10 protein-coding genes are annotated in these 13,028 nt (G+C 37.5%); 4 read left to right on the top strand and 6 right to left on the bottom strand.

Translation table 11 applies throughout. The features are described 5' to 3' along the window. Positions 1-2: 2 nt before the first annotated feature. A complete protein-coding gene (gene bamA / locus MRZ19_RS01225) occupies positions 3-2,255 on the bottom strand; it encodes an outer membrane protein assembly factor BamA (RefSeq protein ID WP_291029551.1) in 2,253 nt (750 codons plus the stop codon). A 114-nt stretch (positions 2,256-2,369) separates the two neighbouring features. On the opposite strand from bamA, the gene MRZ19_RS01220 reads away from it, so the two are divergent. Then, positions 2,370-3,197: a prephenate dehydrogenase gene (locus MRZ19_RS01220; RefSeq protein WP_291029548.1), complete on the top strand. Its 828-nt coding sequence runs from the start codon at positions 2,370-2,372 to the stop codon at positions 3,195-3,197. Positions 3,198-3,381: 184 nt separating this feature from the next. Here the strand turns inward: MRZ19_RS01220 and MRZ19_RS01215 are convergent, their stop codons facing one another. The 4 genes from MRZ19_RS01215 to MRZ19_RS01200 form a co-directional block, all read right to left on the bottom strand. Continuing rightward, a complete protein-coding gene (locus tag MRZ19_RS01215; protein ID WP_291029546.1) occupies positions 3,382-4,314 on the bottom strand; it encodes a GTPase in 933 nt (310 codons plus the stop codon). Positions 4,315-4,410: 96 nt separating this feature from the next. Continuing rightward, the gene (locus tag MRZ19_RS01210; protein WP_291029544.1) at positions 4,411-7,464 is read right to left on the bottom strand and encodes an efflux RND transporter permease subunit; all 3,054 of its coding nucleotides are present in this window, start codon (positions 7,462-7,464) and stop codon (positions 4,411-4,413) included. Then, positions 7,464-8,297 carry an efflux RND transporter periplasmic adaptor subunit gene (locus tag MRZ19_RS01205; RefSeq protein ID WP_291029542.1) on the bottom strand — a complete coding sequence of 278 codons (834 nt, stop codon included), beginning with the start codon at positions 8,295-8,297 and terminating at the stop codon, positions 7,464-7,466. Before MRZ19_RS01205 ends, MRZ19_RS01210 begins: the two co-directional genes overlap by 1 nt. A 2-nt stretch (positions 8,298-8,299) precedes the next feature. Beyond that, a complete protein-coding gene (locus tag MRZ19_RS01200) occupies positions 8,300-9,568 on the bottom strand; it encodes a TolC family protein (RefSeq protein ID WP_291029540.1) in 1,269 nt (422 codons plus the stop codon). Between the two features lie 120 nt (positions 9,569-9,688). Here MRZ19_RS01200 and pseB point away from each other — a divergent pair, with 120 nt between their 5' ends. From pseB to pseF, 3 genes are read left to right on the top strand one after another with little or no spacing between them, the layout of a single operon-like run. Continuing rightward, the gene (gene pseB / locus MRZ19_RS01195; RefSeq protein WP_291029538.1) at positions 9,689-10,672 is read left to right on the top strand and encodes a UDP-N-acetylglucosamine 4,6-dehydratase (inverting); all 984 of its coding nucleotides are present in this window, start codon (positions 9,689-9,691) and stop codon (positions 10,670-10,672) included. Next, positions 10,669-11,829: a UDP-4-amino-4,6-dideoxy-N-acetyl-beta-L-altrosamine transaminase gene (gene pseC, locus MRZ19_RS01190; RefSeq protein WP_291029536.1), complete on the top strand. Its 1,161-nt coding sequence runs from the start codon at positions 10,669-10,671 to the stop codon at positions 11,827-11,829. Before pseB ends, pseC begins: the two co-directional genes overlap by 4 nt. A 1-nt stretch (position 11,830) precedes the next feature. Next, positions 11,831-12,535, top strand: coding sequence for a pseudaminic acid cytidylyltransferase (gene pseF / locus MRZ19_RS01185; protein WP_291029534.1), 705 nt, complete (start codon positions 11,831-11,833; stop codon positions 12,533-12,535). On the opposite strand, the gene MRZ19_RS01180 is transcribed toward pseF, so the two are convergent. Beyond that, positions 12,492-12,896, bottom strand: coding sequence for a Fur family transcriptional regulator (locus MRZ19_RS01180; RefSeq protein WP_291029532.1), 405 nt, complete (start codon positions 12,894-12,896; stop codon positions 12,492-12,494). The two genes, pseF and MRZ19_RS01180, sit on opposite strands and share 44 nt — an antisense overlap. Between the last annotated feature and the right edge of the window lie 132 nt (positions 12,897-13,028).

Genomic DNA, 13,028 nt, shown 5'->3' with positions numbered 1-13,028 from the left:
CATTAGAATCTCTGCCCCATTGTAAATTCAAAAGAAGAAGTCTCATCCCCCTTTTTATCGTCTAATGCTCTAGGGAAAATAAAATTAATTAAACCAATTGGCGAGACCCATTCAATTCCTATACCAGTAGAGCTTCTTTTTATCTCACCAAAGCTATTCTCTCCAATCATTCCATAATCATAAAATGCTGTCAAACGCATTTGTATGGTTTCAAAAGGATTATAACTTAACTCAGCAGTGTTATAAAAATATTGCTTACCACCAATTCTTAAGCCAAACTGATCGCGCGGAGTGATAGAACGGCTCTTAAACCCACGCACACTATTAATACCCCCTAAATAAAATTTTTCACTAATTGGCAATAACCCTGCGTTTTGGATATACCCAGCCCTTGCGCGGTATCTAAAAATCAAATCAATATCCACCCAATCCTCAACAGATTTATAATAATTAAAACTTGTTTGGTATTTGATAAATTCTGCATCTCCACCAACTCCAGCATACTCTACACTTCCACTTGCTCTAATTCCATTTCTAGCAAAAAGATACGCATCTGTGCTATCATAACTAAAACCGGGGATGATAGAAGATTTTGTGTAAGTCCCATAATAATACTGGCTATAAAGCTTTTGTAATGCTGGGCTATTAAAGTCTTTTAACTTCGTTTCTTGAAATGTATAACCTAGCGTCAAATCTAACTCATCCCAAATCCTTCTGCCACCAACAACGCTAAAGCCCGTTGCTGCCTCTGTATAGTCATAGTTTTCATAATCGCTTTGATAAATATCTGCCCCTAGCGAATAATCGCTATCTAAAACTGCTGGATTATAAAGATTAAAACGATAAGATGTAGAAACCTCACTTTTATCTAAATACACCCCAGCAGTTAGCCCTGTCCCAAAAATATTGCGATCTTTAACAGAAATGCTCCCCATTACACCATCATAGCTTCCATACCCTAACCCAAAGGCAAACTCTCCTGTTTTTCCTTCTTTAACCTGAACAAGCAAATTTACATTTTCCTCATCCACGCGCTCTTCTTGAATTTCTACATTTTCAAAATTTCCTGTTCGCATAATGGCATTTTTAGAACGCTTAATTTTGCTCATCTCATATTCTTCACCCGGAGTTAAAAGCACATTTCTACGAATAACCCTATCTAGCGTTTTATTATTTCCTGAAATGAAAACATCTTTAATGCGCACTTTTTTACCCGATTGCACATAATAGATAAGCCTCACTTCTCCGTTATCTTGATTTTTATCTAAATCTGGAGTTACACGCACAAACGCATAACCTAAATCTCCAATTTTATAGCGGATGGAATCAATATCATTGCGCATTTTTGCAACATTATAAACTTTTCCTTCTTTGAGTTTAAGCCCATCATAAAGCTCTTCAAGTGCAATCACATCCTCTTCTAAAACAATTTCCACTCCAGAAACCCTATAACGCTCCCCCTCATCAATGTGATAATCTAAAATTGCATTATAAGTTGTGAAATCTGTTTTTAAAAAAGGCGTGCTAACATCTACATCTAAATAACCCTTTTGTAGATACAAATCACGGATTCTTAAGCGATCAGATTCCAACTCATTAAGCTGCAATTTTCCATTATTAAATCCCCACATCCAACCGATAAAATCTTTCTCTTTATTTGCTGTTGCTGCTTCAATGCGTGAAGTAGAAATACGCTTTCTTCCGTAATAATTAGCTTTTTGGATGATAATATTCTCACCCTTATTAATCTCTAAAGTAACTTTTAGTGCATTTTTTGAAATCTCTTCTGTCTTAACTTCAACAATGCTATCATAAAACCCCTGCGCTTCTAACAAACGGATAATCCGACGACGCACATTTGCAATCTTATTTTCATCATACACATCACCCTTTTTTAAGCCAATCTCTTTATCAAGCTGTTGCTGCTCTTTTCCAGCACCGTATCCGCTAACAATTAAGCTTGCAATTACAGGCTTTTCTACAAAATGATAAGTTAGGATTCCATTTTCCTCAGTAACCCACACATCTTTAAAATACCTTTGCGCATAAAAATCCCTCACAGAAGCATCTACGCGATTAATATCTAAAGGCTCTCCTACACGCACCTTTGCAATCTCATTTGCGATAAGCGGAGAGATAGAATTTAACCCTTCATAACGGACTTCTTTAATCATTGGCAACTCTGCTGCAAGCACACCTGTGGATAAAAACAACACCGCTGGAGTCAAAAAGGAAACAAACTTTGAAAAACGCATTATTGACCTTGAAACAATTGATTTTTAAAAAGTTTTGGATTCTAACCTTTTATAGATAAAACATAGTTAAAAATATTATAATGCAACCAAAATTTCTACATTTTAAAGGTTATTATGCAAGCAGGAATCATCGGACTAGGATTAATTGGAGGCTCTTTAGGATTAGCACTTAAAGGCACGCAAATGTTTAAAAGCATTGTAGGATTAGACAATAATCCTATACATCTGCAACAAGCACTCTCTTTAGGGCTTGTAGATGAAGGCGTAAGTTTAGAGGAGATTAAATGCTGTGATGTGATTTTCCTAGCAACACCTGTGGAGGCAATCTTGCATCTACTTCCAGAGCTTGTAGGTATTGCCCCCCATTGCACAATCATTGATTTAGGTAGCACGAAGCATTTAATTGCCACAAGCATTCCTAGTGAGATTCGTAAAAACTTTGTTTGCGCTCACCCTATGAGTGGCACAGAAAACTTTGGACCAAAGGCTGCTTTTAAAGAACTTTTACCTAACCACATTATTGTTTTAACAGATTTAGAACAAAGCGGGGAATTGCAAGTGGCGATGGCAAAGGAGATTTTTGTCGCTTTAAAAATGCACATTATCAAAATGGATTCCAAATCCCACGATAACCACGCAGCTTTCATTAGCCACTTACCCCATATTATTAGTTATGCGCTTGCCAATACCGTGTTATCCCAACAAAATCCAACAGACATTCTAGCCCTTGCAGGCGGGGGATTTAAGAGTATGGTAAGGATTGCAAAAAGCTCGCCTAGAATGTGGAGCGATGTTTCTAAGCAAAATAGAGAGGAGATTTTAAAATCGCTTGATTGTTTTGAAGCAGAATTAGCCTTTGCAAAATCTCTTATCCAAGAGAAAAAATGGCAAGCATTAGAAGAATGGATGACAAAGGCAAACTCCCTTTATGAAGTGTTTTAACATTGCGCTTTACAAGCAAAAACTTCTATACATTTATATTAGCAGGGTTTTTAATTTAAATCAATAACAAAATATAAAACTTTTAAATCTTAAGTTGCCACAAAAACACACTTTTTTACACTACAAATTTAAGAATCCCAAGGGATGCTTAAAATTAGATTCCAACTTTTTAGATTTTCCTTTCTTAGCTAAAAAATTTTCCAAGCGCATCCCATATCCCTTTGCCAACTTTTTTAATCGTGCTTAAAACTGGTATATGATCCGTCACCACATCAACTAAATCTATCACATAGTCTAAAAAGCCCTTTCCCCCTCCACTTGCCTCTTCGCTTTCCTCGGTGGTTTGCACCACCCTTTTATGCTTTGGGAGCTTGTCTAAAATTAACTTCTCCAATGCCGCGATATTATAAGGCTTATCTTGCTTGCTTCCATCATAAAATCCAGCACTATACCATACAATATCATCCGTATTTAATCGCAAGCCCGTGTCTCTTTGAATGCGCATTTGTAAATCTGCAACCTTTTCTTGTAAAAACTGCTCTTGCTCTTTGCCTGGCATATTATTTTCTCTATCAAAAAACCGCTCACTAAGAGCACAATCGCATTTATTAAGTCCAATTAGAATGCGCTTAGTATCCCCTAGCATCTTTAATAAATATGTAATAGTCGCATACTCTTGTGAAAGCCCCTTCACTGAAGCATCTATAACCACAAGGGCTAATGAGATTTTCGCATAACCATCGCTATCCTTTTCTTGCAAAAGAGCATTGATTTTACTCATATGTTGTTTATCTTTTTCACTACCTTCGCCAAGCCCTGGTGAGTCATAAAGTGTGATATTCTTAGAGATTTTAAATTCCTTAATCTCTTGTGTTTCTGGGTTTGCATGTAAGCCAACTTTTGCTTTATTTTCCCCATAAAGTGCGTTGATTGTAGAGCTTTTCCCAACGCCTGTTCCACCAATAATCAAAAGCCCCAAAGGCATATCAATATCATCAAGTAGGATTTTCATTAATTCCCTTTGCTGACTTTCTGTTTTATCGCGCATTTCATAAAATGTTTTTAAAATATCTCTCCACTCTGTTTCGTCTTTACCATAAAATCTGGTATCTGCCATTTTTGTCCTTTTTTGTGAATTGAAAGCACATTCTACAAAAAAACGGCAAGTCAAGCCCCAAAGTCTAAAAGTTGGAATCCATTTTAGATTCCAACTTTACGCATACCATTTGCGTAATCTTTCATCAAGTGGGGCTAAAATCTTATAAAACGCTGGCACAACAAGTAAGCTTAACACCATTGCTACAAGCAATCCCCCAATCATCGCAATGCCCATTGGCGATTTTATCCCACTTCCAGCCCCACTAGCAAGTGCCAAAGGCAGCATTCCAAAGACCATTGCAAGGGTTGTCATTAAAATTGGACGCAATCTAAGCACACCTGCTTGTAAAATCGCGCTATCAAGCTCCATTCCCTCTGTGCGCTTTTCATTTGCCACATCAACAATAAGTGTTGCATTTTTCCCAACAAGCCCCATTAAAAGCATAAGCCCCATAATGCTAAATAAACTCAAACTCGCCCCACTTAAAAACAACGCCAAAAACGCCCCTGTAAAGCTCAAAGGCAAGGTTATCATAATAATTAAGGGCTGTAAAAGCGACTCATACAAAGACGCTAAAATGAAATAAATCAAAAACAAAGCCCAAACCATAGCCACAATAAACGCTGCATTAGTCTCTTGCATAAATTTCGCATAACCTTCAATCTTGTAATGCACGCCATTTTCTAGCCATTGTGTTTTGTTTTGCTCTAAATAATTTACGCCCTCCCCTAAACTTACATTTTCACTTAAATTTGCATACACCATCACACTGCGTTGCCTATCATAGCGTTTAACATTTGTAACTGCCCCCACCTCTTCAATCTCCACAAGCCCTTCTAAAAAGACATTCTGCCCTTGTGCGTTTCTTAGACTAAGAGAACGCATATCAATAATGGAATCCTTTTTAGCGCTTAATAGCACAATATCATACTCCTTGCCATTTTCTCTATAATACGACACTTCTTGTGCGCCACTAAAGGCACTATTTAAAGCAAACGCAATCTCTTTAGCACTAAAGCCATATTGTGCGGCTAAAATGCGATTGATTTTAAGACGGATTTGGGGAGTTTTTGCCTTAATGTCTGTGTGAATATCGCGGTATTTGCCACTTTGCTCCATTAGGTTTTGAATCTTTTGCACACTACTTGCAAGTGCGTTTGGATTTTGTGAAAAAATTGCTAGCTGCAAGGGCGAGTCATCTTCACCTAAGCTAACTTGTGGAATCTCAATAATGGCAATCCCCATTTTAAACTGCCTAGAAAAAGGCTTATAATCCTCCCTTAAAGACTCTATAATCTCTTTAAGTGAGCGTTTGCGTTTATTATAAGGGCTAAGGCGCACATAAATCTTTGCTTCATAGACTTTTTGTTCTGCTGTAAAACCAATGTTTAAAATGCTATATTCCACTTCAGGCACTTGTTGTAAATATTCTTGGATTGCTAAACTTTGCCGCTGCATTTCTTCTATTGTAATACCGGGCTTGCTTATGAGTTTAATATCAAACTCTGCCTTATCTTCTGAGGGTAAAAACTCAATACCTAAGCGTGTAACTAGAAACAAAGATGCAACAAATGCGCTTAAAATACCGCTAATTACAAGTGTTTTATGTTCTAGCACCCATTCTAATATAGCCAAGTAAAATTGCTCTAAAGCCTTAAAGTATTTTTCACTCCAACGATAGAAGCTTCCAACTTGTGTGTTGATAATGCGCGCACTTAACATAGGAATAAAAGTAATCACAACCAAGTAAGAAATCACAATTGCTCCAGCTAGTGTAATCCCAAAAGAAGTGAAAAATCGCCCCGTTATTCCACTCATATTTGCAATAGGAATAAACACAGCAAGCAACATACAAGAAATTGCAACAAGTGCAAATCCAATTTCTTTTACCCCATCATAAGCTGCTTTTCTACGCTCTTCCCCATTTTCAATTTTTTTATAAATATTTTCAATCACCACGATGGCATCATCAATAATGATTCCAATTGCAAGTGTTATGGCAATCATTGTTGCAAGATTTAGCGTCATATCAAAGGCATACATCAGGGCAAAAACGCCCATTATGGAAGTAGGAATGCTAAGACTTGCAATAAAAGTAATGCGCAAATTCCGCAAAAACACAAACACCACAAATACTGCTAGAAACGCTCCTAAAATCAAATCAAATTCCACAGCAGCAATGGAGTCTTTAATATAATTTGTTGTATCGCGCACAAGTGATAAATCGTATTTTTCATTTCCTGCTTGAAGCTCTGGCAAAATGGCTTTGATAGAATTTGCAATTTCAATTTCATTTGCTCCTGTGATTTTCTGCACTTCTAGTAAGATTCCACTATGGCTGCCTTGTGGTGTTGCAAGATTTGAAAAGCTGCGTTGTTCCTTTGTGGAATCAATAATTTGCGCAATATCACTAAGTTTAATGCCTTGTGCAATGATAATGTTGCCTAAGTCCTGCACGCTTGTAGCATCCGCTTTTGTTAGGATTTTCCATTCTTTTTTTTCGCCAATTAATCTTCCCCCATCAATTTCAATGTTTTGCACATTAATTGCGCGCGCAACATCACTAAAGCTAAGATTGTATTTGTTTAACGCGCTAGGATTTGGAAGAATCTTAATCTCTCTTTCTAAATACCCCACCAAATTCACTTTTCCCACGCCTTTAATCCGCTCAATTAAGGGCTTAATGTTTAAATCTGTGTGTAAATTTAAATCTAGCAGTTCTTGCGTGGTTTTTATGGGGGTTTTTGGAGTGATAAAGAGTGAAACAATCGGCGCACCACCTACATCAAATTTTTCAACAATGGGGGATTTCACTTCACTTCCAAAACTGATTGTAGAAATCTTATCACGCACATCATTTGCGGCAATGTTAATGTCTTTTTCTAAATCAAATTCCACAGCAACAAGGCTCACACTATCTGCGCTAATAGAAGTGATTTTCTTTAGTGCGTCAATGCCACTGACTGCCTCTTCAATCCTGTCTGTAACCTTGCCTTCCACAATTTCAGGATTTGCGCCGGGATAAATGGTAGTAATCGTAATCACAGGCACATCAACATTAGGATAGAGAGATACACTTAAACGCCTTAGCGCATCACTTCCAAAAAACACAAGAGCTAGCACAAACATTAAGGCACTGATTGGATGCGTGATAGCAAATTTTGACATCACAGCACTCTTTTTGTCTTTTTAGGTGAGAGATAAATCCTTCCATCGCCAAAAATACCTGATGGGATTTTGGATTCCTTTATTAAGCTCTCCGCTGTTGCCTTTTTTGTGTTTTTATCCACACTAGGATAGATTTTGTGAAGTGTGAGTTTAGAATCTTGTAACACGCCATCAATCTTATAGGCAAATGTATCGCCCACTTGCACCGCTTCAAAATAGCGCGAATCAAAATGGATAATCGCCTTTTTCTCTAGCGATTCTAGGGCAAAAGCCTTGCTTGAAATAGCCCCCACTCCATCGCCCACTTCTACAAACTTTTGGGTTATCACTCCACTAAAAGGCGCATAAAGAATCGTGTTTTCTAGCAACTCTTTTTGTAAGGCGTAGTTTGCCTCTGCGCGTTGAAGTTCAAAAACACTTGCTTGAAACTCTGCTTGAATCTTTTCAAATGTGTTTAAATCTAGCGCGTCTTTAGACTTTTCATAGCGTTTAAATTGCTTGGATAAAAAGCTATGCTTAACCTTCAAGGCTTCTAAACTTGCCTTAGCCACTTGTGCATTTTCTTTTAAATCCTTTGCCCTTAACTCTAAGAGTTTATCCCCCTTTTTAACCACACTGCCTATTTCTACATAAATTCTATCCACAACTCCATTAGCACTAAGCGTTAAAAGTGCGCTTTGGACTGCTTGTACTTCAAAAGTCGCATACACTTCCTTTTGCACTCCTTCTTGTGGAATCTGCACTCCCATTTGCGCACCGCTTTGCACTTGTAACTCCGCCTTTAATCCAAGTGCTAAAACAACACTAGCAATTAAACACATCCAAGCTTTCAATCTCAATCCTTTATAAATTCTACTAGCGCATTTCCGTTTTTATAAAGAAACTCTGCCTTTTTAATCTCATAAAGAAAACGCGCTTCATCATAAAAACTCTGCGCATTTAAAAGCGAACTTAACGCATTTAAATATTGCGTATAATCAATAAGTTGCGCATTAAATTTCTCTTTTGCATAAGAATACGCAATAGAAGAAGACTTCACGCCCGATTTTGCCCAAGTGATTTTCTCTTTTGCACTCTTTAATGCTTCTTTTGCGATGATTAGCTCTTTATCTTGTGAGTCTTTTAAATACGCATATTCAAGGTTTTCTGCTAATGCGTTTAGCCTTGCACTCTCTCTTGCCCTTAAGGTTGCAAGGCTATCAAATAGTGTGAAGCTTATAGAGATTCCAAACATATTTTGATGGCTTGGGTCGCTAAAAGGAATCGCAAAAGGCAAAAGTGGAATATTGCGATTGTGAGAGTTATAGCGCGTGTAGCGGTTAGTTAGTGCGATTTGTGGTAAATAAGTGTATTGCGATTTTGCACTCTCCCTTGCCTTTAGGGCATAAAAATTTGCTTGCAAATCTTCTCTTTGTTGTTTTTTAGTCTCTAAGGAAACTTCTTGCAACTTGGCGTTAGCATTGAGTGAAACCACTTGCACACCACTTAAAAGTGAAAGCTGCTCTAAATGCACTTTATAGGCAAGCTTTAGGGATTCTATCGCATAAGAATTTTGATAGCTTTGTGCCTTAATAGCTTCTAATGTGCCTAGTGTCGCAAGCCCTACTCCGTAGAACTTTTCATACTTAGCAATGCTTTCTTCAAGCTCTTTTTGCTGATGCTTTAGTGCATTTAGCTTGCCTTCTACACTTAAGGCATTAAAATATTCCTGTATGATTTTTAGCTCTAGCTTGTCTTTTGTGCTTTTTGCCTCTGCTTCCTTAGCTTTGATTTTATAATCTGCTATCTCTAGCTTACCTTCACGCTTTAATCCATCAAAAAGCAACCATTGCGCTTCTAAAAACATTCCATCCACACGCTCTGGGTAGAAAATATCAGGGTTTAGTGTGTTTTGATAAGCATAGCCTAGCGCAACCTTTGGCAAATACTCTGCAAAAAGTGCCTTTTTCTTAAGCCTCAACGCTTTGGATTCCATATTTCTAGCTTCAATGAGTGGATTTTCACGCACATTTTGCAAAAGTGCTTTTAAATGTATGGAATCCAAAACGCTATCCCCACGCACAAAAGAACAAAAGCACAGCAACAAAACACAGAGTTTTTTCAAAATCACACTCCTAAAAATTACACTTCTAAAGAAAACTTCATTAAAATTTTATTTTACAAAACCTTAAATTAATAAAGATAACTTGTTATAATAGAATCCATTTTTTACAGAAGGATTGGTATGTTTAATGGCAAAAATATTCTTATCACAGGGGGGACTGGGAGTTTTGGCAAACGCTACATTAAGACTCTATTAGAACGCTATAAACCCAAAAAAATTGTGGTTTTCTCCCGCGATGAATTGAAGCAATATGAAATGGCACAAATTTACAATGCCCCTTGTATGCGCTATTTTCTAGGTGATGTGCGCGATGAAGCACGCTTAAGGGAAGCTACAATAGGAATAAATTATATTATCCACGCTGCCGCCCTTAAACAAGTCCCAGCGGCTGAATACAATCCTATGGAGTGCATTAAAACAAACATTAATGGTGCACAAAATGTCATCAGTGCCTCCCTTGCAAATGGAATAGATAAAGTCATTGCTCTATCCACTGATAAAGCAGCAAATCCTATTAATCTCTATGGTGCGACAAAACTTGCAAGTGACAAACTCTTTGTTGCGGCAAATAATATTGCAGGCAAGCGTAAAACACGCTTTTCTGTGGTGCGTTATGGAAATGTGATTTGCTCGCGTGGCTCTGTGATTCCCTTTTTTCAAAAGTGCATTAAGGAGGGTGCAAAGGAGCTTCCTATTACTGACCCTGAAATGACGCGTTTTATGATTACTTTGCAACAAGGAGTGGATTTTGTGTTAAAAAATTTTGAAAGAATGCAAGGGGGAGAAATTTTTGTGCCTAAGATTCCTTCAATGAAAATCACAGAAGTTGCAAAAGCCCTAGCCCCAAATTTACCACACAAAATTATTGGAATCCGTCCAGGTGAGAAAATCCACGAAACAATGTGTCCAAGCGATGATAGCCATATCACTTATGCTTTTAGCGACCATTATGTGATTGCTCCTACCATTCAATTTAGCTTCCTAACAGACTTTAGCAAAAACGCACTAGGTGAGATAGGAGAGCTTGTCCCGCGCGGATTTTCCTATGATTCTGGCTCAAACACGCAATGGTTAAGCCCACAAGAACTTTTGGAGTTACTATGATTCCTTATGGCAGACAAGAAATTTTAGAAGAAGATATTAATGCAGTTGTAGAAACGCTAAAATCCCCCTTCATCACGCAAGGACCAAAGGCACAAGAGTTTGAAACACAAATTTCAAAGAAAGTCAAAGCAGAATTTAGCATAAGCTTTAATAGCGCAACTTCTGCCTTGCATTGTGCTGCCCTTGCACTTGGATTAAAAAAAGGCGATTGGCTATGGACTAGCACAAATAGCTTTGTTGCAAGCGCAAATTGTGGAATCTATTGTGAAGCAAAAGTGGATTTTGTAGATATTAATCCTAGAACTTATAATCTTAGCGTAGAAGCTTTGAGCCTTAAACTTAAACACACCAAAAAGCACAAGCTCCCTAAAGTGCTTGTTGTGGTGCATTTTGCAGGGCAGAGCTGTGAGATGGAAGGTATTTTTAAACTCTCACAAAAATATGGCTTTAAAATCATTGAAGACGCCTCCCACGCACTTGGTGGAAGTTATCGTAACCATCCTATTGGAAGTTGCGCCTTTAGCGATATTACCATTTTTAGCTTGCACCCTGTAAAAATCATTACCGCAGCAGAAGGTGGAATCGCAACCACAAATAACGCAAAATACGCAAAGAAAATGCAAATGCTAAAAAGCCACGGAATCACAAAGGATTGCAATGATTTTGAATACAAAAAGCAAGGGGCGTGGTATTATGAACAACAAATCATAGGTTTTAACTACCGCTTAAGCGAGCTTCACGCCGCACTTGGACTCTCACAACTTTCCCGCCTTGAAAGCTATGTGGCACAGCGCAACGCCCTAGCTAAAATCTATGATGAAAACTTAAGGGATTTAGAGCTAACCTTGCCCTTTGTGGAGGCGCATAATTACAGCGCATTTCATCTTTATGTCATTGTGCTTAATAAAAAAAGTGGAATCAAGCGTAAAGACCTTTTTGAAAAACTCATAAACGCAGGCATTGGCGTGCAAGTGCATTATATCCCTATCCATTTGCAACCCTTTTATGCGCGTTTTGGATTTAAAAAGGGGGATTTTAAAAATGCGGAATCTTATTATAAAAACACAATCACACTGCCGCTATTTCCAACTTTAAGCAAGCAAGAACAGCAAAAAGTGATTCATCTTCTAAAAGATTCCATTCAAAAAAGGGCGTAAAATGTGTCTTTGTGTGATTCCAGCGCGTGGTGGGAGTAAGCGGATTTTGCGCAAAAATTTAAAAGAGTTTTGTGGTAAGCCAATTATTGCTTATAGCATTCAAAACGCTATTAATTGTGGAATCTTTTCTCAAATCATTGTTTCAAGTGATGATTTAGAAATCTTAGATTATGCAACAGCACTAGGCGCAACTGCACTAAAACGCCCAGAGTCTTTAAGCGATGATTATACAGGCACTAGAGAAGTGGTTTTACACGCCATAGAAGTTTTAGATTTAAAGGCGGAATCTTTTGTATGTTGTTTATATGCCACAGCACCGCTTTTAGATTCCAACACGCTTAAAAACGCCTTTTTACAAGCAAAGCAAAAGGCGCAAGATTGCTATTGCTTTAGTGTTGTAGAGTATGATTATTCCCCATTTCGCGCCTTCACAATCACAGAGGATAGAAATGCAATGCTTTTTAAAGAGCATTTTAACAAACGCTCCCAAGACTTGCAAAAAGTCTATCACGATGCGGGGCAATTTTATTTTGCGCAAACAAAAACTTGGAAAGAAAAAGAAAATATTTTTGAAGGCTCTTACAGCTTTATCTTACCCAAATCCCAAGCACAAGACATAGACACGCTTGAAGATTGGAATCTTGCGGAGTTAAAATACAAAATTAAGACTCTTGACAATGCGGACAGATTCCAAACATTGCAATAGAGCTTTCTCTGATTGTATAATGCGATTTCTTCGCACACTCTTTTTTGAAAGCCTCTAAATGCTCCATCTCCATATCTGTAATACTTCCACACTTCTCACACACAAGATGGATATGAGGATTTTTCACAAGTTCATAACGTTGCTTTTGATTAGGCAGCTTTACCTCATCAATGATCCTTGCTTCCTGCATAAAGGTAAGATTTTTATACACCGTTGCTAGCGACATTGAAGGGTTACTCTCTTTGATGTTTTCATAAATCTCATCAATACCAACATGTCCAAACTTTTGGATTTGCTTTAAAATCGCAAGGCGTTGGGGTGTTATTTTTAGATTATTCTCTTTTAATAACTTTTCAAACATTCATTTTCCTTAAACCTTATAAATTTCAATTTTGTCAAAAAGTCGCTTATACTACAAAAAATATTTTTGTTTGTCAATAAAAATTATTAAATACACTCTAACAATCCACGATTCCATTAATGCCTTAATTGT

Source organism: Helicobacter sp. (assembly GCF_022770205.1).
Lineage (GTDB): Bacteria > Campylobacterota > Campylobacteria > Campylobacterales > Helicobacteraceae > Helicobacter_D.
This window is presented reverse-complemented; position numbering and strand designations above follow the sequence as displayed.